The following is a 21438-nucleotide window of genomic DNA, read 5'->3' as shown; positions in this document are numbered from 1 at the left end:
CGGCTTGCCCGCTATTTGGCGGCGATTTCGGACATCCGCGCCTGCCCGGCCTTGACGGCATCGGCGGCGCTCTGACCGTCGACAACAACGCGCTGCAAGGTCTCGGCGATCACGTTCTGAGCCGAGATGGCGCCGATCGACGGAAACACCTTGCCGGTGGTGAAGCCGAAGAGCTTGCCGGTTTGCGAATTGGCAATCATGGTTTCGACCTGGGACTTGTATTTAGTCACGGTCTTGTCGCTCCAGAACGATTCCGCCTTGGCGCCGTCATTAGTCACCGGCAGGAACAGGCCTGGCTCCATTGTGAGAAAGCGACCGTAATTTGCAGGTTCAAGCAACCATGTGAGAAACACCTTGGCGGCTTTCTGCTTCGCCTCATCCTTTGTCGTCAGCATGATGGCGTTCGAATAGGAGATGGTCGCCGACGCGCTCTGCTCGTCGGCATGCGGAACGGGCGCCACGCCGAGATCGGCGGCGTCACCTTCGGCCTGCGTTTCGTAGGTGTTGATGACACCGAACTGCAGGATCATGCCGCAGCTGCTGTTTGCAAAGCATGCCTCCGCCTCCCCCCATGTCCACGTGCTGTTGTCGGGTGGCGAAAACTTGGCAAGCTTGCTGTAGAAATCGTAAGCCTTGACGGTTTCCGGCTTGTCGAAAGCAATCGAGCCGTCGTCATTGTAGAGATCGCCGGCACCGCTGTTGACCATGAAGCTATAGACGGCTTGGTCCGTATAGAGCTGCTTGTTGGCCGGAAGACCGATGCCGGATTTGCCATCGGTGCTGAGCTTCTCGGCGGCAGCCTGCCACTCGCTCCAGGTCTTCGGCACCTCGACGCCTGCCGCTTTCAGCACGCTGTTGCGGTACCATAGCGAGATCGCCATGTCGTAGGCCGGCACGGCCCAAACATGGTCGTCGTATTTATAGGGCGCGAGGGTCGCCTCGACGAAGCCATGCTTGCTGTCGAGGTCCTTGACCAGATCGTCGACCGGCACGACCACATCGATGCCTTTCAGGACTGTTGTGAAATCGGGAATGGTAAAGAGAAGGTCCGGACCGTTTCCGGCGGCGAAGGCCGCCGGCGCCTTAGCGTAGACCTCACCCCAGCTTTGCGGCTCCTGCTTGACCTGGATGTCGGGATGGGCGGCGTTGAATTCGTCGAGCAGTTCCTTCATGCGCTGCACGCGGTGCGGCGGCTGCTCCATATGCCAGACCGTCAGGTCGACCGGCTCGGCATAGGCGGTGCCGGCAAGAACTGTAGCGGCGAAGCCGGCGATCGTCAGAAATCTCGTAGGGCTCATTATCATATTCCTCCCGTTGCTCCGAGACTCCCGTTGAGTCCGGAATCCCTGTGTCCTGGAATTCTCAAAGATGCGGATTGCGCGGTCGATAACGATCAACCAGCGCCTCGTTGACCTCCTTGGCGCCCGGCATATTGGCGCTGAGATAAATGGGTGCGGCGCCACCAGCCGACTGCAGACGCGCAGCTGCTTCGACGAACACGGCGTTCATCAGCGCTGCCCCAATCGAGGTTGACACCGGGCCGACACGCAATTTGCTTCCCGGCAGGTTGATGGTGGCGTCGCCAGGAGGCGCACCATTGTCAAGGACGATGTCGGCGACGTCGGCGAGCCGCGTCCGCCCTTGGGCAGCAACCTTCGAATAGGCTTCCGAGGTGATCGCGACAACGGTCGCTCCGATTGTCTTGCCGATCAGCGCAGCCTCCACGGTGGCCGTATTGACGCCGCTGTTAGACACGACGATCAGCACATCGTTTGGCCCGATCGGATAGCGGGCGAATATGGGCGCGACGATGCCCGACATTCGCTCGAATACAGTGCCCGCGACCGCACCTTCATGCACCATGGTCGTAGCGGCGAGGATCGGCACGGTCAGCGCCAGCCCACCGGCCCGGTAGTGCGCCTCTTCGGCCATGGTGTGGCTATGGCCGGTGCCAAAAACATAGACCAGCCCGTCAGCCTTGGCCGTGCGCTCGACGGCGGCGGCGGCGAGCGCGATCGCTTCGGCATTGTCGTCGTATAGACGACCGATACGAGTAGTGAGGTCGGCTAAATAAGCGGCGGCAGTCGGCGTTTTGGTCATGTGTCTGTTCCGAGCGTCAGATTGACGCGCATCACGAAGCAGTCGCCGCGATAGACCGCCCGGACGTATTCGATCGGACGGCCCGTCGCGTCGAGCGTGCGGCGGGTGAGAAAGAGAACCGGACTCTGCAGCGAAATACCAAGTGAGGCAGCACTGGCCGCATCCGGATGCGCGGACCAGAGCTTCTGCTCGGCTTCGCTCGGGTAGAGGCCATAGTCCTCTCGCAGCACGCGATAGAGCGAATCCGTGCTGAAATCCGCGCGTTCCAGCAGTTTCGGCGCCAGCGCCGCCGGGATTTCGGTGCGCTCGAGGCCAACGGGCTCGGCATCCGCCAGACGCACACGAACCAAGCGATGGACCGGCGCATGCTCTGCAATGCCAAGCGCCGCCGCCGCTTCCCGATCCGCCGCGCCGACGCCTGCATCCAGCACGATGCTGGAAGCCAAGCGGCCGCCGCGATGCATCTCCTCGGTAAAACCGCTCAGAGTACTGAGCTGCTGTTCGATGCGCGGATGGGCGACAAAGGCGCCTCGGCCGGTACGCGTCTCCACCAAGCCGCGCCGTTCGAGAAGCTTAAGCGCCTGGCGAGCCGTCATTCGGCTCGCGCCGAGCTCCTCGGCCATCTGCCGCTCCGACGGCAATCTTTCGCCGACCTTCAGCGCACCGGATGCTATCTGCGCCGCGAACGAACTCGCGATGCGTTGATAAAGCGGCACATGATCTGCGGCGACGATTGAAGGCATGGACAGGTTAAACCAGAATTTCTCGTGGTATGTACCACCTGAAACAACTGTGTAGAGCTTTTCCGGCTATCTGCGCAAGCTGCTGTCGCGGCGGGCGCGATAATTAGCGAAGGCGCGGTCCCAGGCCGGCTTCACGGAACCGTCCGGCTCATGGCGGCGCTGTATCTGCCGGGTCGCCTTCGACGCTTCGCGGATCGAACCGAACCGTCCAATGGCTGTCGCCGCGAGGAGAGCTGCTCCCCTGGCACCAAATTCGGTCCCGGCCGGGACGAGAACAGTGATGCCGAGCGCGTCGGCGATCATTTGGGTCCACATCAGGCTGCGCGCTCCGCCGCCGGTCAGCAGGATTTTGTCGCCGGTGCCTTCCAGACCTTGGTACAGATCGCGCATCGCCAGCGTCACGCCCTCATAGACGGCCCGGATCATGTGAGGCCGCCCGTGTCGGGGTGCGAGACCGTAAAAACCGGCACGCGCCTCGTGGTCAACCACCGGCGCAATGATGCCGCTCTCGCTGAGATATGGCAAATAGGTCACGCCCTCATTGCCGATAGGTAGCGGGGCGATCATCGCCTCCATCCGCGCGTAGAGATCGGGTCCCCCGGCTAGGTCGGGCAACAGCGTTTCGATAGCCCAGTCAAGGTTGAGCGTGCCGGCCACGTTGACCATCGCGCGAAACCAGTTCTCGCCGGGCAGGGTAAAAAGCAGGCCCAAATTGGGTGGCGTGAACACGGGCTGATCGGAGACGATGCCGACCATGCAGGTCGTACCGAGAACGGCCATCGCCATCCCGCTTTCGAGTGCGCTGGCGCCAATGACCGTCGCCGGGACATCGCCAGCGCCGATCGCCACCGGCGTGCCTTCCCTCAGGCCGGTAGCGGCTGCTGCCGTGGCCGTGACGAAGCCGCCTATGGTTTCGGAATCTGCTGCTGGCGGCAGCTTGTGCGCCAGGTCGGCGACTTCGAACAATGCAAGCATTTCAGGGCTGTGGTCGCGCTGTCGCGCGCTGCCTGGCGCCACTGCAGCTTCCGTGCGATCGGTGGCTACCCGTCCGGTCAGTTTCAGGCGCAGGAAATCCTTATAGCCGAAGACATGTGCCGCCCTGTCCAGCACATCTGGCTCATATGTTCGCAGCCAAGCAAGTAGCGGCAACGTGCAGCCCTGCTGCAATACGCAGCCATCCGACTGAAAGATCCTTTGATAGAAATCCGGCACGTCGGCCGCCCGCCGTTCCAGCAAATCCTGCGCCCGGCTGTCTTCCCAAACGATGCCGGGACGCAAGGCACTGCCGGTATCATCGACCAGCCATGCCCCTACCATGGCCGCCGACAGACCCACGGCGGCAATATCGTTTCCCACGATACCGGCGTTGGCGAGAGCTGCACGGATCGCCTCGCTCACCGCGTTCCATGCAAGGACAGGATCGAGTTCCGACCAACCCGGATAGGGTCTTTGCAAACGGATGCGACGAAATCCCATGCCGAGCTGTTGGCCTTTTTCGTCGAATACCGCGACTTTGGTTACGGACGAGCCCGCGTCGATGCCAAGGAAATAACTGGTCATGAATTGGTCTTATCTCTGATGGCACGCAATGCTGGCTGCTCCACGGCCGCCGCGGTTCCGATTCAATCGTGGCCGGACATCAGTGCGCACTTGTCTCACGAAAGAGTTTGCTGATGGCGCCGGGATCGCCTGGCAGCTACCATATTTCATCTGCCCAGCCCGAGCTCAGCAACGAAATCGTAGGCGTCGCCGCGAAAAATCGACCGACTGGATTCAACGACGACGCCATCCTCCCTCCGGGTTATCCGGTAGATGTCGAGCGCTGCAGCGCCCGTCGGTGCGTTGAGAAGGCGGGCGCTCTTTTCGTCGAGGTTGATCGCCGAGAAACGCTGAACGGCCTTGACCGGAACATGACCAAGATCGCGCAATGTCCGGTAGAGGGAGTCTTCGATCTGCTTCGGGTCGGGCAGGATAGCAGCCGGAATCAATGAGGTTTCCAACGCAATGGGCTCTTTATCCGCCAGCCGCAGCCGGCGCATCCGAACGACAGACCCGCCATTGGGCATTTCGAGCCGGCGCGCCTCGTCGGCATTCGCCACGCTAAGGTCGCGCTCCAGCCACAGCGTGCCTGGCGACCGTCCGCGCGACGTCATGTCTTCGGAGAAGGAATAAAGTCGGCTCAAGCTTTGCACGACGCGCTCGCGCGTCCCCGAAACATACGTTCCGCTGCCATGTCGCTGGGTAATCAGACCTTGGCGGACAAGTTCAGCCATCGCTCTACGCACGGTAACCCGCGAAATGCCAAGTTCAAGGGCAAGCTCACGTTCGGGCGGAAGAACGGCACCCGGTTTCAAGGTGCCCGAGGCGATCGCGTCGACTAGGGCTGCCTGCAGGCGCCTATAGACCGGCGCATCACTTCCATTGCTCTGCGCAGCAGCAAAAAATTCGAGGAATGTCACGCCTGGGACCTATAGCGATAACACCAACATGATACCAATTTTCGCGACGACCGCAACAACCAGAGTGGCACGTCCGGAAGCTGCCCTCGTTAGTCCTATCGGCCCGCAGAGTGGAGGGGCAGCTAACTCTGCCCCCTGAAGCCAAACGACAGCGAGTGTTTTGAGCGAGTGGAAAGAAGAGGTTGCGCACGGCGGAGAAGATCGAGACGAAGCGATCAGACCCCTTCGAGGATGATGATCGTCGGCCGGGCGGGCAGCGTCTTCAGCGAGACCGTCAGCGACCGGCCGGAGAGGAATTCCACCGCGAAATCGTCACCCATCCTACCTGTGAACTCACTGATCGGGGTCGAATGGCGATGCATCGGCAGGATCATCGATGAATAGAGCCGCGCGGTGATTTCGGTCATCCGGTCGAGCGACAGCGTCATGCCGCCGTCGATAGGCACCATAAGGACGTCGAGCCGGCCAATGGCGCCATAATGCGCGTCCTCCAGCCGGTGGTGCAGATGGCCGAGATGGCCGATGCAGAGCCCCGCCACTTCGAAGATGAAGATGGAGTTGCCGTCCTTGCCGAGATCGCCGCCATTGCGGATATCCGTCGGCACGTTGCGGATGTAGACGTCATCCACGACAAGAGCGTGGCGCGCCGGACCGCCGTCCGGATTCCAACCGCGCAGCACATATTCGATGGCGGGATCCGGATGGTCCGAATAATGGGTGCGGTGGGCCTTGTTCATGGTCACCACGCGCGGCAGCGGGTCAGCGCCGTAAACGCCGGAAAAGTCCGTGGCGATCCTGACGCCGGTGGGCGTCTCGATGATGTAGGTCGAATGGCCGGCATAGGTGATCGTAACGTCGCCGTCGACGAAGGCCTCGGCCAGCATAGGCGCCTGTGCCTTTGGCGCTGTGAAGCTGGCATAGGTGGCCGACGGCAGCGCTTGCGCGATCGCAACGCATCTCGACGGCGGCGGCTCTTCCTGGGCCGAAGCGGCGAGCGGCCAGAAAGCCAGTATCAGCAGAACGGCGGCAGATAGGCGGAGCATAGCTGCCTCCCGTGGCAGAACTGGCGCCACGCCACGATAGCGCTAACGATTACGATGGCTATCGCCGGGAAAGTCACGTTTTCGCGAGCGCCGGAGGGCTGAACGTCTGAACCGATTGTCGCGACTTGCGCGACAATCGCGTGAAATGGGACGCGCCATGGCCCGGCCGCCCGGATATCACCAGCGATCAGGGCGTCGGGCGGAAGACGCCGTTCTCGTCGCGCTTGAGCGGCGCGGTTTGCCGGGAAAGCGGCGCACCAGGCGCTTCGGTGACCGAAACACCCTCCGTCCAATCGGCGGGTGCAATGGCGATGTAACGCGCATATCCGCCTGACCCGCCGAGCGGCTTGGCAAAGCCGATTGTAACCAACGCCCCGGCCTCCGGCACCTTGTCGAGGTTTGCAACGCCTTCTGCCTGGGTGAAATCGTTGTGAAGCAGCCAATGTTCGCCTTCGAGATTGGGCGTGGTGTCGGTGTCGAGCGGCTCATGGCCATGAAACAGAATCTTCCGCTCCAGATGCAGGAACTTCAGCGCGTCCAAACTGACGCCTGGAAACGGCTTCTGGTTGAAGCGGGCGGCATCGGACCATTTCTTGTACCAATCCGAACGCACGAAGACGACCGAACCTTCCGGTATGCGGCCGTGCTCCTTTTCCCACTCTTCGATGTCGGCGACCTGAAGGTGATAGCCTTCGTCAGTCTGCACCTTGCCGCTGATGTCGATCACGACGAGCGGCCGCACGGCATAAGTGGCCGGCAGGTCGCTGATCGTTGCACCGAGTGGGTTCCAGTGGGAGGGCGGATCGAGCTGCGTGCCATATTGGTCCGTCGTCAGCTCGTAGGCGGTCGCGACGAACCCATGCTTCTCGTAAGTGAACTCTTCGCCAGCCTTGACGTAGCCCTCGATGTCCCGACCTGCGACAGTCGGTTTGAACTTGGCATTGGCGAAGCCCGGCCATACCGGCTGCACCGGCTCGAAGGCATGGGTCAGATCGATGTACTTGGCCGATTTGAGCGTATTCTCATAAACCGACCAAAGGGACGCATCCTGCGCCAAAACGATCGCCGGCACTGACCAAGCGGCTGCCAGCAAGGCGACACGAACGAATTTAGATACATTCATCTGCAGTCTCCCCGAAAATGTTGCCGGAGTATCGCGAGTTTCCCGCACGGCGACAAGCGTATGCATTCCTCCCAGGAGGGTCGCTGCAATAGGGCCTCCACCAAGCCGCTTTCCGCCCACAGCCTGCGCGCCGCCTAACCCAGCAAGCTATGGCAGAGGAAGGCCCCTCACTTCGCCGGCGCCACCCAGATCTCGGCGTCGAGCCTCTTGGTCGCAAGACCGCGTGCGATGGCTTCGGCGCTGCGGGCGTTTTTCGACAAGGCCGCGGCCTGACGCTTGCTGATCACCAGCCCTTCGGCCAGTGCCCGGTTTCCCGAAAAGACCCGCGACAGGAACGGCACGCGGCTGCCGCGCGCCCTCGAGAACCGCGCCGGCATGGTTTGCCTGGCCGTGTGGGCCGCGACCTCGTCGATCCAGCCTTCCGCCAGCCGCGCGCCTGGCTCCAGCAGCAGCAGCCAGTCGCCCTTTGCCTGCCTGATACCGGCAGCAACGCCGCCGCTCGCCACAAAAAGGCAGCCGGCATGTTCAGCAACGCGGTGCGTCTGGTCGGTCGAGCCGCCGTCGCAGACGACGACATCGCGCACCACGCCCTCGACCGCGCCGCCGATCAGCGAGGCGAGCGTGCGGGCAAGTCTCTCTTCGTCATTCAGGGTCTGGATGAGAACGCTGAGCATCGTTAGCCGAATAGCGGAAAGCCGAACGCGACGCCAGTTTTTGCGTCGCGTCATAAAAAAGTTCTTGATTTGTTCTCATCGGCAAAATAGGATTATTTTCATGAACAGAGCGAATCGACAGCCAGCCGACAGTCCCTGGGAGAGGGCGAAAATGGAACAGATCGTGCGTGCCGACATTGCCGCCTTCGGCGCTGGTAGAGCCGAGATGGCCAACGCGATAATCGAGCACAGCGGCGTGCGCGTCCGCCCCGACCGCAATCGCGGTCGGTCCGCCGGCATCAACCCGTCCGGCCGGTTCGAGCCGGTTAGCCGGCATGTGTTCGACGATGGCTGGAATTCGCTGGAGGAACTGCCGCCCTTCAAGACCGAGGTGCAGGTCGAGAAGCCGCGCACCATCATCACCCGTAACGAATCGCCCGACATTTCCTTCGACCGCTCGATCAACCCCTATCGCGGCTGCGAGCATGGCTGCGTCTATTGTTTTGCCCGGCCGACGCACAGCTTCATGGGCCTGTCGCCGGGGTTGGATTTCGAATCGAAGCTGTTCGCCAAGCCGGATGCGGCGCGGCTGCTCGACAAGGAACTGTCTAAGGACGGCTATCAGCCGCGCACCATTGCCATCGGCACCAACACCGATCCCTACCAGCCGATCGAGAAGCAGTACCGGATCATGCGCGAGATCCTCGAAGTGCTGGAGGCGCGCGGCCACCCGGTCGGCATCGTCACCAAATCCGCGCTGGTGACGCGCGACATCGACATTCTGTCGCGCATGGCCGAACGCGGGCTGGCCAAGGTGGCGCTGTCGGTGACGACATTGGACCGGATGTTGGCCAGAACGATGGAGCCACGCGCTTCGACGCCGACCAAGCGGCTTGAGGCGATCAGGCAGCTTTCGGATGCCGGCATTCCGACCTCGGTCATGGTCGCTCCGATCATCCCCGGCCTGACCGATCAGGAGATGGAACGCATCCTCGATTCGGCACGTGCAGCAGGAGCGCGCGAGGCCGGTTATGTCGTGCTGCGCCTGCCGCTGGAGGTCGCGCCGATTTTCAAGGATTGGCTGCTGCGCCATTATCCGGACCGCTACCGTCACGTCATGTCGCTGATCCGTTCGATGCGCGACGGCAAGGATTACGATTCGGATTGGGGCAAGCGCATGAAAGGCGCCGGTCCCTATGCCTGGCAGATCGGCCGGCGCTTCGAGATATCAGCCAAACGGCTTGGCCTCAACGCCGAGCGGCGGTCGCTCAGGACCGATCAGTTCGTCGCGGCCAAGGCAACCGAGCAACTGATGTTGCTGTGAAGACATCATGTGCCGCCGGCGCCGGCGGCACATAAAGGGATCCCGTCCGGCCTGTCTTGTCCCCGGCAGACGGTGCCCTCCGGGTCCGGTGCCCCGCCCGACCCGGAGGGGCTTGCGGAGAATCGGAGCCAATGCGAACCTCGCCGCAACATGGCTCGCGCGCGCTCTGATTCTCCGCTTCTCTTCGAAATCGTCGAGAGACCCGATTTCTCCTTCGAGACGAAGGCGATGGCCGAAGGCCTGTGGCCGGTGGCGGGAATGGACGAGGCTGGCCGCGGCCCGCTCGCCGGGCCGGTCGTCGCGGCAGCGGTGGTGCTCGATCCCGCCAACATTCCCGACGGTCTCGACGATTCCAAGCGCCTCAGCCATCTACAGCGCGAAGCGCTGTTCCTGAAAATTCTCGGCTCCGCTCTTGGCGTGTCGATGGCCTCGGTCAGCGCGGAAGGCATCGATTGCAGCAATATTCTCAAGGCCAGCCTCGAGGCGATGCGCCGCGCTTTGGTCGGGCTGTCAGTGCAACCAAAGCTGGCCCTCGCCGACGGCCGCGACGTGCCGCCCGGCCTGCCCTGCGCGGGAAGAGCGCTGATCAAGGGCGATCAGCGCTCGCAGTCGATCGCCGCCGCCTCGATCGTCGCCAAGGTGATGCGCGACCGCATGATGTGCGGCTGCGGCAGTCATCACGCGCAATACGGTTTCGAGGTCCATATGGGCTATGCCACCGTCCGCCACCGGACGGCGATCGAGGTGCATGGACCGGTGGCGCGGCTGCACCGCGCGTCCTTCGCACCGTTCCGGCTTGGCGGCACCGAAGTGCTCGACGAAGAGGGCCTTGCCGGCCTGGATTGAAGCAGCGCCAAATCTCCCCCCTTGAGGGGGAGATGTCGCCGAAGGCGACAGAGGGGGTCGCTTCAGCTGGCGCGACGCCATCTGGGGCGAAGAGAAGGCTGGCGCTTCACGCGCGGCTACCCCCTCTGGCCTGCCGGCCATCTCCCCCTCAAGGAGGGAGATTACGCGCTCGCCCGCCCGCACAAAAAAAGCCGCCAGGTTTCCCAGGCGGCTTTCGATGAATTTCTCGATGAAATCGCTTAATTCAGCTTGGACTTAACATCCTGAAGCGAGGCCTTGAACAGGTCGGCGCCGGCCTTGGCGTCGATCTTGCCGGCGAGCAGCGTGCGTGCGGCTTCGACGGCGATATCGACGGCACTGGCGCGCACCTCACCGATCGCCTCGCGCTCGGCCTGACCGATCTTCAATTCGGCAAGCGCGGTGCGCCGGGCGACATAGTCCTCGGTCTTCTGATGCGCCTCGGCGGCTAGCATGTCGGCCTCGCGCTTGGCGGCGGCGACGATGTCGGCGGCCTCCTGCTCGGCTTCCTTGCGCTTGCGCTGGTATTGGCCGAGCAGTTGCTGGGCCTCCTCGCGCAGCCGGCGCGCGTCCTCAAGCTCGTTGCTGATCTTGTCGGCGCGGGCATCGAGCGCCTTGGCGATCAGCCCCGGCACCTTGATGTAGACGGCAATGGCCAGGAAAATGACGAGGGCAACAGTGGCCCAAAGCGTCGCGAGTGATGTGGCGTCCATGATGCGCTCCTCACCGGGCCACGGATTTGACGGCTGCTGCGATCTCGGCCTTGCTGGCCTTGCCGCCGACAAGCGCCTCGACGATGGCCGAAGCGGTGTCCTCGGCGATCGTGCCGACTTCCTTCATGGCATTGGCCTTGATGGACGAAATGCGGGCCTCGGCCTCGCCAAGTTTTTTGTCGAGGGCAGCCTCGACCTTCTTGCGGGCGGCCTCGGCTTCCATCTTGGCGGCATCGTTGGCCTGCTGCCCGATCGCATTGGCCTTGGTCTTGGCTTCCGCCAGTTCCTGCTCATAGGCGGCAACGGCGGCATCGGCCTCGCCCTTCAGCCTGGCGGCATGGTCGAGGTCCTGGGTGATGCGGTCGTTGCGGACATCGATGATGCCGCCGACACGCGGCATCACCACCTTCTTGAGGAACAGATAGAACAGCCCAAAGGTGATCGCCAGCCACAGAAGCTGCGACGGGAATGTCGCCGGATCGAATGGCGGGAACATGCCGTGCGCCTCGGCAGGCACGCCGGTGCCGGAATGCGTTTCGCCTTCCGTGCCGGTATGGCCGCCTTCGACGGCGGGCGCGGACTCTTGCGCAAAGGCAGATGTCACGAACATGGACTATTCCCTGATATCAGGCCCGCCGCTGATTGCGGCCGGCCCGTCCAATTCCCAATGTTAGCCGAACAGGGGCTCAGCCGAACAGAGCCAGAAGCGCGATGAGAAGGGAGAAGATGCCCAGCGCTTCCGTCACGGCGAAGCCGAAGATCAGACGGCCGAACTGGCCATCCGCGGCCGACGGGTTGCGCAGCGCGCCCGCCAGATAGCTGCCGAAGATGTTGCCAAGGCCGATACCGGCGCCACCCATGCCGAGGCATGCGATGCCGGCGCCGATGTACTTTGCTGCTTCTGCTTCCATTTGTTCAACTCCTTTGGATCTAAAATTCCGTTGCGATTCCATCCGGCAGCAATGCCGGAAACTCTTGGCCAGCCTGGGTCAGTGCCCGGGATGCAGGGCATCGTTCAGATACATGCAAGTCAGCACGGCAAAGACATAGGCCTGCAGGAAGGCGACCAGCAGTTCCAGCGCCGTCAGCGCCACGGCCATCGCCAGCGGCAGGACCGATCCGGCAATGCCGAGCGTGCCAAGCGCGCTCAAGCTCACCACGAAGCCCGAGAACACCTTCAGCGTGATGTGGCCCGCCAGCATATTGGCGAACAGACGCACCGAGAGGCTGACCGGGCGCGAGACGAAGGAAATCACCTCGATCAGCACCACCAGCGGCAGCAGGTAGACCGGCACGCCATGCGGCACGAACAATTTCAGGAAACCAAGGCCGTGCTTCATGAAGCCGTAGACGACGACCGTTCCGATCACCAGCGCAGCGAGGCCGAAGGTGACGATGATGTGGCTGGTGACGGTGAAGAAATATGGGAAAAGACCGAGCAGATTGGCAACGAGCACGAACATGAACAGCGAAAACACGAGGGGGAAGAACTTCATGCCCTGCGTTCCGGCTGCGTCCCTCAGCATGTTGCCGACGAATTCGTAGGCCATTTCCGAGACCGACTGAAGACGGCCGGGAACGAGGCTGCGGCTCGAGGTGGTGAGATAGAGGAACGCCGACGCAACGGCAACGGTCGCGACCATGAAAAGAGCCGAATTGGTGAAGGACAGGTCGTAGCCGCCGATCTCGATCGGAATCAGCTTGTTGATATGGAACTGGTGGATCGGATCGACCTTGTCAGCAGCCACTTTAATTCCCCATCAAAGCCGCACGCGGCCTGAGTGTCTTTGTTCACTGCGCCGGCAAGCGGCGCCTCAAGTTCATTCTTTCGGATCGCGCGTTTTGTCGCCCTGTCCGAATTCCGCCATAAGCCCTGCGGAACGCAGGACGTTGAGCACGCCGGCGCCAAAACCCAGCAGCAAAAAAACGATCAGACCCCATGGCGATGTCCCCGCCACACGGTCGATGATCCAGCCAAGACCTGCGCCAACCACTATCCCGGCGATGAACTCGCTGGACAGCTTGAGCGCCTGGCCATATCCGGCCGCACTGCCCGCTTTCGCGTCGTCTTTCCCCTCGAGCCGGTTCGGCCGCCTTGTCGCAAGCGATGCTTCAAGGTCGCGCCGGCGGCGCTCAAGATCGTCGTCGCGGATGTCGGCTTGACGCTGTTTGCCGCGGCCGGTTTCTCCGGTTCCGTCTGGCCCATTCTCGTCGGCCATCGCAACCCCCTTGCCCGGTCAGATCGTCACCGTCCGTCCGCTCTTAAGTCGCCGGCAACATAGTTAGAGGGTCCGCGCCCGTCAAGCCACGGGCGGAACTTCAACCCCAAGTATTTTCCCTATTGAAATCAATGATTTGCCAGGGTGCGACATCGTGCCCGATACCGTCGTTGGCATGCCGCGACCGAATCCCTCCGGCGACGGGTCTTCGATCGACCGCGCCGGGGGCCTTGCCGGAGCGCTCAGCTCCAGCCGCCGCCATAGGTGCGGTAGAAGATGTGCAGGCCGATCTTGGTCATTTTTTTCATCGTTCGCGCCCAACCCGGGTTGACGTAGTTGGCGTAGTAATGGGTCGATGATCCCACTTCCGGGATGAAGATCTTGCCGGCAGTGACCGCCATGGCGACATCCTGCGCGGTCTTGTAGTGGGCGGGGCTCTGGATGCGCTTCTTCCTGCCGTCGCAGGCGAAGGAAAACTGGCAACGGTTGAACCATTTGTCGTTCTGGTAGACGACGCCGCAGATCGAGTTCGGATAGGCCGGATTGCGAACGCGATTGAGGATGACCTGGGCGACGGCAGCCTGGCCGCGCACGGATTCACCGCGCGCCTCGAAATAGATGCCGTTGGCCAGGCAAGTCTGTTCCGGCTTGGAGAAGACGCTCGCCGGCAGCGGCGTTTGCATCCACGAATGATCGCCCTTGGCCACCGGCGGAATGAAGCGGCCATCGTTGGGTTTTTCGTCCTGCAGCAAGGCCTCGAAGGGCGACGCTTGCGCATAGTCGGGCGCGGCCGAGGCGTAGGCCGTCGCCAGGACGTCGGGGTGATCGTTGTTGACCAGTGCGGCAAGCATGGCCGGCACGCCCGGATCCGGTTTCTTGTCGACGCGCGCGTGGAACGCGGCGGCGATCTGGATCTCCTTGCCTTTGATCTCTGGCTTGGCGAAAGCCATCTTCAGGCTGCTGTCCATGCTTGGGCGAAGAAGAGAGGAAGTGCGTTTGAAAATCGAGCCGGCGTTGAAATTCTTCGGCGGCGCGACCGGCGAGACCATGATGATGCGGCCCTTCTTGGCGGCTCGCACGACGCGGTCCTCGTCGGGCGTCGTGCTGGCCACGCTGCCCTTGCCGCGAAACGACACAGCGCCGATGCCGGGCAACTGGACGCCGGAACCCGAGATCGAGCCGGTGCTGTCGGAATCGAGGAAAGGCATTTCGGCGGCATGGACCGATCCGGCGACGGATTTCTCGACATAGGCGTTCCAGCGGGCGTTCGGCGCCTTGAGGCCGGAAACCAGGCTCGTCATGTCCTGGTAGGCAATGACATTGGGAAAACCGACCCAGATGCCAAGCCCAATGACCAGAGGAGACAGGAGTGAACGTCTTTTCTCACCGACGGCGGCAACCGGCGTCGAGACACGTCGGCGCATGGGGATCTTCGGAAAGCCGACCCGACTGCACAGACCAATAATGGACGGAGACAGGAGTGAACGTTTCTTCTCACCGGCGACAGCGACAAGCCGCTTCAAAACACGTCGATGCACGGAACTCTCCAGAAACGCAACTGACCCCACTGGAGAGGCACAATGATGCATTAACCTTGATGGTGCGTTAACAGGTTGGATCGTGTTTTCCCTGTCGACCTTCCCTGTCGATCTGAAGTCAGGCGCTTTTGCGGCCATGTTCGGGCCGAAGAAAGATCGGCCCGGCGATCAGTGCGCAAAAAGCCGCAGCCAGCCAGACGACCGCCCACGACCAGAAGCCGAGAAGCCCCGGAATGGCGATCGGCACCAGGAAGAAGGCAATGAAGACGAGGCTGTTGGCGAGGCCGAGCGCCGTTCCAGCGTGGTTAGCGCCGGCCGTCGCCGCCGGGTTGGGACTGACGATCCGCACCGATATCGGTCTGCCGTCCACTGTCAGGGCAATGACGCCGGAGGTTTTGGGGCTGCCCGCACTGCCTGAGATGGCGCTGTTCCTGCATCGCAAGGAGGCCGAGCCGGATCCGGTGGCGGCACGCCTTGCCGATATCCTGCTGCAGGCGGCGCTGGAATCGCTACCCGAAAACGCGCAAGCGCATAGCGGTCATCGGAGCGCTGTTTAAGGACCCGCGGCGGCGCTCAGCGGCGTTTTTTCGCCTTGCTGGCGAACGGATTTTCCGAGGTGCGCAAGGCGATGCGGATCGGCACGCCAGGCATGTCGAAGGCTTCGCGCAGGCTGTTCGAGAGATAGCGGACATAAGATTGCGGCATCGCGTCCGGCCGTGAGCAGGAGACGACGAAGCCCGGCGGGCGCGTCTTGGCCTGCGTGACATATTTGATCTTCAGCCGGCGCCCCGCCACGGCGGGCGGCGGATGATGCGCCAGGATGCCTTCCAGCCAGCGGTTGAGCTTGCCGGTCGAGACGCGGCTGTTCCACACTCTGTGCGTCTTGATGACGGCATCCATCAACTTGTCGAGGCCGCGCCCAGTCTCGGCCGAGACCGGCACTGCCTGCATGCCCCGCGCCTGCGGCAACAGCCGCTCGGTCTTCTCGCGCAGTTCCGCCAGGAGTTCCTGGGGGTGGTCGATCATGTCCCATTTGTTGAAGGCGATCACCGGCGCGCGGCCCTCGCGGATGATCAGGTCGGCAATCTGCAGATCCTGCTTCTCGAAGGGAATGGTGGCGTCGAGCACGATGATGACGATCTCGGCAAAGCGGATGGCGCGCAAGCCGTCCTGCACCGACATGACTTCCAGCTTTTCGTGGATCCTGGCCTTGCGGCGCATGCCGGCGGTGTCGAACAGTTTCAGGCGGCGGCCATGCCAGTCCCAGTCGACGGAGATGGAATCACGGGTGATGCCAGCTTCCGGCCCGGTCAAGAGCCGCTCCTCGCCGATCAGCGCGTTGATCAGCGTCGACTTGCCGGCGTTCGGGCGGCCGACGACGGCGATGCGCATCGGCTTGGTATCGTCATAGCTCGGCTCGGCATCCGGATCGGTGATGTCCTCGCCGATCAGCACCTCGCTGGCGGCGGTCTCCTCGTCCGCATCCCCTTCTTCTTCGCCGAAGGCGCGCGCCTCGCCAAGCGCTGCGATCACCGCATCGCGCAAATCGGGCAGGCCCTGGCCGTGTTCGGCCGAGACCGGGATGGGCTCGCCAAGGCCGAGTTCCCAGGCCTCCAGCATGCCGCCCTGCGCGCCGCGCGCCTCGGCCTTGTTGGCGACGACGACAACCGGCTTGCCGGATTTGCGCACGATCTCGGCGAAGGTCTTGTCGTCAGGCATCAGCCCGGACTTGGCATCGATCGTGAAAAAGATCAGGTCGGCTTCGCGTATGGCGATCTCGGTCTGGGCGCGCATGCGGCCTGGCAGCGTCGAAGCAGCAGCGTCCTCGAAGCCGGCGGTGTCGATGACATCAAAATGCAGATCGTAGAGCTTGGCGGCGTGGACGCGACGGTCGCGGGTGACGCCCGGCGTGTCGTCGACAAGCGCCAGCTTCCTTCCCACCAGGCGGTTGAAAAGGGTCGATTTGCCGACGTTAGGCCGGCCGATGATGGCGACTTTGAATGTCATCGGACTCTACCTATTGTGCATGTCGTTGACCCCAAAACCGCTGCGCACCCTTGGGTCAAGCCCGAGGGCATGCTTTTGGGCAACATGCACTACGACGCGCTGCCCGACCCGCGGATCAGCTCGGACATCAACGTCGCCCGCTCGCGCGCGTTGCGCGGGGCGCCGTCATCCGAGGCGATCTGGTCGAACAGTTTCAGTGCGTCCGTCGCCTTGCCTTCCTTCCAGGCGGCAAGGCCGAGCGCCTCGCGCGCCGTATGGCGCAGCGTGTTGGTATCGGCGGTGAGAGCCTCGACGCGGCTGGAGACATCGGCGAAGGAACCGTGGTCAACGAGCAGCAGTGCTGCCCTGAGGCGCGCCATGTCGCGAAGACCCGATGGAATGTCTGCGTCGGCGGCGACCTCGTCGAAGTCCTTGACTGCGGCGGCGACGTCGCCCTTGTCCGCCTTGACGGTTGCCGCGCGCATGCGGGCGAGCAGCGGATAGGCGCCGTAGCCATCCTTTTCCAGCGCATCGAGGGCCGTCAGCGCTTCGTCGCTCTTGCCCTCATTGGCAAGCTTCAGCGCCTGCGAGAAGGCATCGCCCGAGCGATTGGCGCGGGTCTCGTCCCAATAGCGATAGCCGACGAAGGCAGCGGTGCCGACCACCACCAGCACCGCGAGCGCAAGCAAGGCAGGACCAAAACGGTCCCATAGCGCATGCGCCTGATCGCGACGCATCTCTTCGTTGACTTCGCGGATAAAACTGTCGTCCGACATGGATCAAAAACCATTCCTGCCCCGGCCGGGGCGTACATGAGCCCGCGTTTTAGCGAAATTCTGTCCGCATGGAAGGGGTTCGACAGGAAAATCGGCTAATCGCCGGATAGGCGACGTAAATGGCGACCGCACCCGCGCCACATTTCGCCGATAGCCGGTGCTCGAACCCTCCCCAAATCCAGATCAGATGTCGATGCCTCGCTTGTCCCGCATTGTTGCGTTTTCCATCGCGTCGCTTGCTGCGGCGGGCACTGCCGTCGCCGATCCGCCCGCGGCGCCTGCGCCGACAAAGCCGAAGCAGGTCGTCATCATCTCGTTCGATAGCGCTCGCGATATTCCGCAGTGGAAGCGCAGCCGGGCGCTGGCAGCCCGCACCGGCGCCCATTTCACCTATTTCGTGTCCTGCGTCTTCCTGCTCTCGCCGAAAACGCGCAAGGAATATACGGCGCCCGGCAAGACCGCAGGCAAATCCAACATCGGCTTTGCCGCCTCGAAACAGGAAGTCGCTGACCGGCTCGAGCAGATAAACCTTGCCGCCTCGGAAGGTCATGACATCGGCAGCCACGGTTGCGGCCATTTCGACGGCAAGGACTGGAGCAAGGCCGACTGGCTGAGCGAGTTCGGCTCTTTCTCACACATTCTCGAAAGCGCCTATTCGATCAACGGCATTGCCCCCGAACCCGCGGGCTGGCGCGAAATCGCGCGCAAGGCGGTCGGCTTTCGCGCGCCCTATCTGTCTGCAAACAAGGCGCTCTACGAGGCGCTGCCAAGGGCGGGCTACCTGTTCGACGCGAGCGGCGTCTCGCGCGGCCCAGTCCGGCCGACGACCGCAAATGGCATCACGCGCTTTTCGCTGCCGCAGATTCCGGAAGGGCCCCGCTCAAGGCCAGTTATCGCGATGGACTACAATCTCTATGTCAGACATTCCGGTGGCTTCGAGCGGCCGAGCAAGACGGACGAATTCGCCGACCGGACCTATGACGCCTTTCGCGCCGCCTTCGACGTCCAATACCAGGGAAAACGCATTCCGCTGGAGTTCGGCTTCCATTTCACGCTGATGAATGGCGGCGCCTACTGGAATGCGCTGGAGCGCTTTGCCGGCAAGGTCTGCACTAGGCCCGACGTCGAGTGCATCAGCTATCGCGACTATGTTTCGCGCCAACGCGGCCACGAAAAGCAGGCGTCGGTGGGCGGCTGAACCGGAAGCGCTCGCCGCCCGCCTCTCCTAGCTTGCCGGCTGATCCTCAGGGCGCAAGCCGGCTCGCTCACGCTCCAGATAATGCTGATCGATTTCGGGTAGCGGGGCCCCTTCAAGCGTCGCCTCGAAGGCGCGCAGGCGCTTGTAGATGGATATCAGTTCGACAATGGTCGGCCAGGAATTCACAAGATACTGGAACGAACTGGCGACTTGTGAAAAGGCGGTGACAATTTGCTGAAAAATTCCAAAGGTTATCTTACCAAGAGCCAAGGTTGGTACAAGAATAAGCGTGGCAAAAACGTTGTCAACCTGGAGATATAGATAGCGCACCATGTCGAAGTAGACATAATGAGCGTATAGCGTGAAGTAGTTCTTTCGAACATTTCTGAAAAGCTCGACCAGCGTTGGCGGCTGCGCTCGTTCCGTATCGTCCTCACCGAGGACAAGTTCCTTGCGCAGAGCGGCTTCAACACGCTGATTACGAAATTCCAGCCCGGGCAGCTTGACGCCGACGACTGCCAACAAGCCGGTTCCAAACAACGACCACGCGATCGCTGCAATAACCAACGGATAGGGGATTGCTCCGAGTATGGGGAGAGTTGGAACATGGAGAGAAAGGGATGCCAGCAAAGGTAGAAATGCAATCAGAGTCATGATGGAGTCGATGAAGTTCACTCCGAGCCCCTGCATTGTGCCCGAGAAGCGCATCGTGTCGTCCTGAACGCGCTGCGACGCCCCTTCGATATGGCGCAGCCTTGGCCAATAAGCCGTAAAATAGTCGTTCATCGCGGTGCGCCAGCGAAACACATAGTGCCTGACGAAAAAGACGTTCAGGACGGCAATGGTCATATAGACCAGGGCCAACGACAGGAACTGCCATACTCCGTAGTAAAGCTCGGCAGGCGTAACGGAGCCGGGCGTTGTCAGGGCCTTCTGCACCATGTCGTAAAACATGCCACGCCAGTCATTGAGCGCCACACTTATCTGCACGATGAAATTAGTGACGAAAATAATCAACGCAGAGCCAAGGATCGACCAGTTCTGCCAACGGTGTGGGGCATACAGCGCCCAAAAAAGGTAGAATACGCCCATACCCGCGAAGAAATATCCGTAGAACCAGAGGAATGCCGGTGTCAGGAATCTTATTGGGCTGATGACGGGTGCGGCCTGCGGATCGACCGGCGGCATCCCAAGCATCGTGCCAAGGTGCTCGCCGCCAAAAAACCATAGGATAACCAGCAGAAGGCTCCAGACGGCCGCCGAGATGAAAAAAAGCTTCGGCTGCGGGAAGAAGGATACAAACACTGTGGGGAAATCCTCGGTCGATGCGCAAATCAGCGGCGTTGCTGTTCAGCGGGCATAAGGTCACACATCGGTCGGAATGAAAATGCCCGTGCCCGATGCCCATCCCCGAGCAAACCCACAATCATGGCGATTTTGGCGCAGCCGACCAGGTGATCGCGCCCGAGACAAGCAGAACGGCGGCGGCCACGATCGATGCGAGGAAGAAGTCGCCCGAGGCTTGCGCAAGCAGACCGGCGACGATCGGACCGACGATCTGACCGAGGCCGAAAGAAGCCGTCATCAACGCCAAGGTCCGGCGTGGCGCTTGCGGGGCAAGCTGCCTTCCGGTCTGCAGGCCGAGCGCGGTGATGGCGATGAAAGTCCCGCCAAGCAGAAACCCGCCGAGCAACGGCCCAACGTGTCCGCCCATGGCGACGCTCGCGGTGACGCCGACCACCTCGACGAGGCACCCGAAGGCATAAGCCGCATACAGGCCGATCCTTGCGGCGATCTTCTGCCAGAGCCAGATCGAAGGAATCCCGGCCAGGCCAGTGACCATCCAGACCATGGCTTCGAACACACGACCGCCGCCACCCTGCCGGACGATGGCGATCAGAAACGTCGCCGTCACGATATAGCCGAAGCCGAACAGGCCATAGGCGACGATGATCTTCATCAGCGAGCGGTCCTTCGGCAGCGCCGGTTCGCGACCATCGGCGCCGTTGGTGGTCGCAGTGCTGCCGACCAGCAACGCCACGACGGCAAAGCCGCAGGCGGAGAATACGGCGGACCAGAACCAGCCCGCTGCCCAGCCGGCATGTTCGGTGACGAGGATAGCCATCAGCGCCGAGGACGCCGCTATGCCGAGGCCGACGCCGCCGAAATGCAGCGCCTGCAGGTCGTTTCGGCCGGCGGCGGCCAGATGGCCGAAAACGATGCTGGACAGGAAGACCAAGACGAAGGCGCTGGCCAGACCGGCAAGAAACCGGATGACGAGAAAGGCCGCCATCGTGTCGGCCAGGCCCATCAGCCCGGTGAGGACCGCGGTGGCGGCAAGACCGGCCAGCATCAGCAGGCGCTCGCGACCATGCGCCCAGCCGCCGACGGCTGCAAGCGCACCAATGAGATAGCCGAGATAGTTAGCGGATGCGATCCAGCCGGCATCGGCCGGCGACAGGCCAAGTTCCTCCATCATGCCGGGCAGGATCGGTGTGTAGACGAAGCGGCCGATGCCCATGGCAGCGGCCAAGCCAATCATGCCGGCAAAGGCGAGACGCAAAGGAGACGGCGAAACGGCTTTCATTGCAGTGCACAATAGGTGCACGAGCCTGTCAAACAATCCGCTTGCGTTGGGCCAGAACGGGTTGCCGCAGCCGCCAGCATCCAGCCTCTGCCCGCACGTGCCGGCAACTGAG

The 21438-nt window shown here is 62.4% G+C and carries 22 protein-coding genes and 1 pseudogene; 4 read left to right on the top strand and 19 right to left on the bottom strand.

Annotation, left to right across the window (positions count from 1 at the left end):
- Positions 1–11 precede the first annotated feature (11 nt).
- The 8 genes from EOC94_RS08670 to EOC94_RS08635 all read right to left on the bottom strand — a co-directional run bounded on the left by EOC94_RS08670 (position 12) and on the right by EOC94_RS08635 (position 8142).
- The gene (locus EOC94_RS08670) at positions 12–1298 is read right to left on the bottom strand and encodes an ABC transporter substrate-binding protein (RefSeq protein WP_127289773.1); all 1287 of its coding nucleotides are present in this window, start codon (positions 1296–1298) and stop codon (positions 12–14) included.
- Between the two features lie 64 nt (positions 1299–1362).
- Positions 1363–2100, bottom strand: coding sequence for an SIS domain-containing protein (locus tag EOC94_RS08665; RefSeq protein ID WP_095483958.1), 738 nt, complete (start codon positions 2098–2100; stop codon positions 1363–1365).
- Complete coding sequence (locus tag EOC94_RS08660; RefSeq protein WP_126103290.1) at positions 2097–2843, bottom strand: GntR family transcriptional regulator; 747 nt, start codon at positions 2841–2843, stop codon at positions 2097–2099. The genes EOC94_RS08665 and EOC94_RS08660 overlap by 4 nt, the downstream gene beginning before the upstream one ends.
- A gap of 66 nt (positions 2844–2909) precedes the next feature.
- Entirely contained in the window at positions 2910–4403 is a 1494-nt protein-coding gene (locus tag EOC94_RS08655; RefSeq protein ID WP_127289771.1) for an FGGY-family carbohydrate kinase, read from the bottom strand.
- Positions 4404–4549: 146 nt separating this feature from the next.
- A complete protein-coding gene (locus EOC94_RS35055; RefSeq protein ID WP_127289769.1) occupies positions 4550–5302 on the bottom strand; it encodes a GntR family transcriptional regulator in 753 nt (250 codons plus the stop codon).
- A 215-nt stretch (positions 5303–5517) separates the two neighbouring features.
- Positions 5518–6345 carry an MBL fold metallo-hydrolase gene (locus EOC94_RS08645; protein WP_127289767.1) on the bottom strand — a complete coding sequence of 276 codons (828 nt, stop codon included), beginning with the start codon at positions 6343–6345 and terminating at the stop codon, positions 5518–5520.
- A 187-nt stretch (positions 6346–6532) separates the two neighbouring features.
- The gene (locus EOC94_RS08640) at positions 6533–7468 is read right to left on the bottom strand and encodes a cyclase family protein (protein WP_127289765.1); all 936 of its coding nucleotides are present in this window, start codon (positions 7466–7468) and stop codon (positions 6533–6535) included.
- Positions 7469–7635: 167 nt separating this feature from the next.
- On the bottom strand, positions 7636–8142 hold the full coding sequence (locus tag EOC94_RS08635) for a glycosyltransferase (RefSeq protein ID WP_095483952.1): 507 nt from the start codon (positions 8140–8142) through the stop codon (positions 7636–7638).
- Positions 8143–8293: 151 nt separating this feature from the next.
- On the opposite strand from EOC94_RS08635, the gene EOC94_RS08630 reads away from it, so the two are divergent.
- Both EOC94_RS08630 and EOC94_RS08625 read left to right on the top strand, forming a co-directional pair.
- On the top strand, positions 8294–9445 hold the full coding sequence (locus tag EOC94_RS08630; protein ID WP_127289763.1) for a PA0069 family radical SAM protein: 1152 nt from the start codon (positions 8294–8296) through the stop codon (positions 9443–9445).
- Positions 9446–9595: 150 nt separating this feature from the next.
- Entirely contained in the window at positions 9596–10291 is a 696-nt protein-coding gene (locus tag EOC94_RS08625) for a ribonuclease HII (protein ID WP_127289761.1), read from the top strand.
- Positions 10292–10530: 239 nt separating this feature from the next.
- Here the strand turns inward: EOC94_RS08625 and EOC94_RS08620 are convergent, their stop codons facing one another.
- The 7 genes from EOC94_RS08620 to EOC94_RS08590 form a co-directional block, all read right to left on the bottom strand.
- Positions 10531–11022, bottom strand: coding sequence for a F0F1 ATP synthase subunit B (locus EOC94_RS08620; protein ID WP_126103297.1), 492 nt, complete (start codon positions 11020–11022; stop codon positions 10531–10533).
- 10 nt (positions 11023–11032) lie between these two features.
- A complete protein-coding gene (locus EOC94_RS08615; RefSeq protein ID WP_095483948.1) occupies positions 11033–11632 on the bottom strand; it encodes a F0F1 ATP synthase subunit B in 600 nt (199 codons plus the stop codon).
- Between the two features lie 76 nt (positions 11633–11708).
- Positions 11709–11933: a F0F1 ATP synthase subunit C gene (locus EOC94_RS08610; RefSeq protein WP_056103679.1), complete on the bottom strand. Its 225-nt coding sequence runs from the start codon at positions 11931–11933 to the stop codon at positions 11709–11711.
- Positions 11934–12011: 78 nt separating this feature from the next.
- Positions 12012–12770, bottom strand: coding sequence for a F0F1 ATP synthase subunit A (locus EOC94_RS08605; RefSeq protein WP_095483947.1), 759 nt, complete (start codon positions 12768–12770; stop codon positions 12012–12014).
- A 72-nt stretch (positions 12771–12842) separates the two neighbouring features.
- Positions 12843–13241 (bottom strand): AtpZ/AtpI family protein, encoded by a 399-nt coding sequence (locus EOC94_RS08600; protein ID WP_127205449.1) that lies wholly within the window; start codon positions 13239–13241, stop codon positions 12843–12845.
- 242 nt (positions 13242–13483) lie between these two features.
- Positions 13484–14665: a cell wall hydrolase gene (locus EOC94_RS08595; protein ID WP_095483945.1), complete on the bottom strand. Its 1182-nt coding sequence runs from the start codon at positions 14663–14665 to the stop codon at positions 13484–13486.
- Between the two features lie 232 nt (positions 14666–14897).
- A complete protein-coding gene (locus EOC94_RS08590) occupies positions 14898–15149 on the bottom strand; it encodes a hypothetical protein (RefSeq protein WP_245465528.1) in 252 nt (83 codons plus the stop codon).
- Between EOC94_RS08590 and EOC94_RS08585 the strand changes: the two are divergent.
- A pseudogene (locus tag EOC94_RS08585) lies at positions 15094–15336 on the top strand (LysR family transcriptional regulator); the annotation flags it as partial. The gene EOC94_RS08590 and the pseudogene EOC94_RS08585 overlap by 56 nt on opposite strands.
- 16 nt (positions 15337–15352) lie before the next feature.
- Here the strand turns inward: EOC94_RS08585 and der are convergent.
- Both der and EOC94_RS08575 read right to left on the bottom strand, forming a co-directional pair.
- Complete coding sequence (gene der / locus EOC94_RS08580; protein WP_127289759.1) at positions 15353–16786, bottom strand: ribosome biogenesis GTPase Der; 1434 nt, start codon at positions 16784–16786, stop codon at positions 15353–15355.
- 89 nt (positions 16787–16875) lie between these two features.
- On the bottom strand, positions 16876–17541 hold the full coding sequence (locus EOC94_RS08575; RefSeq protein ID WP_127289757.1) for a tetratricopeptide repeat protein: 666 nt from the start codon (positions 17539–17541) through the stop codon (positions 16876–16878).
- A gap of 193 nt (positions 17542–17734) precedes the next feature.
- Between EOC94_RS08575 and EOC94_RS08570 the strand changes: the two genes are divergently transcribed.
- On the top strand, positions 17735–18739 hold the full coding sequence (locus tag EOC94_RS08570) for a polysaccharide deacetylase family protein (protein WP_127289755.1): 1005 nt from the start codon (positions 17735–17737) through the stop codon (positions 18737–18739).
- Between the two features lie 27 nt (positions 18740–18766).
- On the opposite strand, the gene sbmA is transcribed toward EOC94_RS08570, so the two are convergent.
- Together sbmA and EOC94_RS08560 are read right to left on the bottom strand one after the other, a co-directional pair.
- Positions 18767–20044 (bottom strand): peptide antibiotic transporter SbmA, encoded by a 1278-nt coding sequence (sbmA, locus tag EOC94_RS08565; RefSeq protein WP_095483942.1) that lies wholly within the window; start codon positions 20042–20044, stop codon positions 18767–18769.
- A 121-nt stretch (positions 20045–20165) separates the two neighbouring features.
- On the bottom strand, positions 20166–21326 hold the full coding sequence (locus tag EOC94_RS08560; protein ID WP_127289753.1) for a YbfB/YjiJ family MFS transporter: 1161 nt from the start codon (positions 21324–21326) through the stop codon (positions 20166–20168).
- Positions 21327–21438: the final 112 nt, after the last annotated feature.

This window comes from Mesorhizobium sp. M6A.T.Ce.TU.016.01.1.1 (assembly GCF_003997065.1).
GTDB classification, from domain to species: Bacteria; Pseudomonadota; Alphaproteobacteria; order Rhizobiales; family Rhizobiaceae; genus Mesorhizobium; species Mesorhizobium mediterraneum.
The sequence above is the reverse complement of the archived record's forward strand: the minus strand, read 5'-3'. Positions and strand labels throughout refer to the sequence as shown.

Coding starts and splice junctions, on each gene's coding strand:
- EOC94_RS08645 (WP_127289767.1), bottom strand. CDS start 6,345: ATGCTCCGCCTATCTGCCGCCGTTCTGCTGATACTGGCTTTCTGGCCG.
- EOC94_RS08625 (WP_127289761.1), top strand. CDS start 9,596: ATGGCTCGCGCGCGCTCTGATTCTCCGCTTCTCTTCGAAATCGTCGAG.
- der (WP_127289759.1), bottom strand. CDS start 16,786: ATGACATTCAAAGTCGCCATCATCGGCCGGCCTAACGTCGGCAAATCG.
- EOC94_RS08560 (WP_127289753.1), bottom strand. CDS start 21,326: ATGAAAGCCGTTTCGCCGTCTCCTTTGCGTCTCGCCTTTGCCGGCATG.
- EOC94_RS08575 (WP_127289757.1), bottom strand. CDS start 17,541: ATGTCGGACGACAGTTTTATCCGCGAAGTCAACGAAGAGATGCGTCGC.
- EOC94_RS08665 (WP_095483958.1), bottom strand. CDS start 2,100: ATGACCAAAACGCCGACTGCCGCCGCTTATTTAGCCGACCTCACTACT.
- EOC94_RS08660 (WP_126103290.1), bottom strand. CDS start 2,843: ATGCCTTCAATCGTCGCCGCAGATCATGTGCCGCTTTATCAACGCATC.
- EOC94_RS08655 (WP_127289771.1), bottom strand. CDS start 4,403: ATGACCAGTTATTTCCTTGGCATCGACGCGGGCTCGTCCGTAACCAAA.
- EOC94_RS08640 (WP_127289765.1), bottom strand. CDS start 7,468: ATGAATGTATCTAAATTCGTTCGTGTCGCCTTGCTGGCAGCCGCTTGG.
- EOC94_RS08630 (WP_127289763.1), top strand. CDS start 8,294: ATGGAACAGATCGTGCGTGCCGACATTGCCGCCTTCGGCGCTGGTAGA.
- EOC94_RS08595 (WP_095483945.1), bottom strand. CDS start 14,665: ATGCGCCGACGTGTCTCGACGCCGGTTGCCGCCGTCGGTGAGAAAAGA.
- EOC94_RS08615 (WP_095483948.1), bottom strand. CDS start 11,632: ATGTTCGTGACATCTGCCTTTGCGCAAGAGTCCGCGCCCGCCGTCGAA.
- EOC94_RS08670 (WP_127289773.1), bottom strand. CDS start 1,298: ATGAGCCCTACGAGATTTCTGACGATCGCCGGCTTCGCCGCTACAGTT.
- EOC94_RS08635 (WP_095483952.1), bottom strand. CDS start 8,142: ATGCTCAGCGTTCTCATCCAGACCCTGAATGACGAAGAGAGACTTGCC.
- EOC94_RS08610 (WP_056103679.1), bottom strand. CDS start 11,933: ATGGAAGCAGAAGCAGCAAAGTACATCGGCGCCGGCATCGCATGCCTC.
- EOC94_RS08620 (WP_126103297.1), bottom strand. CDS start 11,022: ATGGACGCCACATCACTCGCGACGCTTTGGGCCACTGTTGCCCTCGTC.
- EOC94_RS08600 (WP_127205449.1), bottom strand. CDS start 13,241: ATGGCCGACGAGAATGGGCCAGACGGAACCGGAGAAACCGGCCGCGGC.
- EOC94_RS08570 (WP_127289755.1), top strand. CDS start 17,735: ATGCCTCGCTTGTCCCGCATTGTTGCGTTTTCCATCGCGTCGCTTGCT.